Origin of the sequence: Undibacterium sp. RuTC16W, from assembly GCF_049339445.1 — a bacterium.
Classification (GTDB): domain Bacteria; phylum Pseudomonadota; class Gammaproteobacteria; order Burkholderiales; family Burkholderiaceae_D; genus Undibacterium.
Genome location: NZ_JBMPPE010000067.1, coordinates 1 through 362 on the forward strand (window position 1 = coordinate 1; position 362 = coordinate 362).

General features: G+C 61.3%; 1 other RNA gene. It reads right to left on the reverse strand.

Annotated features, from left to right (window positions below):
- Position 1: 1 nt before the first annotated feature.
- Positions 2-362: a transfer-messenger RNA gene (gene ssrA / locus ACO0K4_RS19555) on the reverse strand.

Here is a 362-nt window from a genome sequence, read left to right on the forward strand (position 1 = left end):
GTGGTGGAGGCGGCGGGAATCGAACCCGCGTCCGAAAGTCCTCTACAGCAAGCTCTACATACTTAGTCCGGTCGTTTGGTTTTGACCCGCAACACGCCGGCCGAACAGGCTGGTTGCAGGCGAGTCACCTTGATTTAACGCTGGACCAAGTGACCCGGTACAGCGCGATCCCGTGTGAATGACTCCTCCGCTGGTTGCCCAGCCCGGCCCACGGGCGTGCCGGTGAGGAGTCTGGCCGTCAAGCGGCCAGAGCGTAGGTTTCGTCGTTGGCGACTACTTGATTCCAGATGGATTTACGAGGTCACTGGTCCTCGGTATGCACTTCACTGCTTCGCGACCCCCGTCGAACCCAGGTCGCCCCC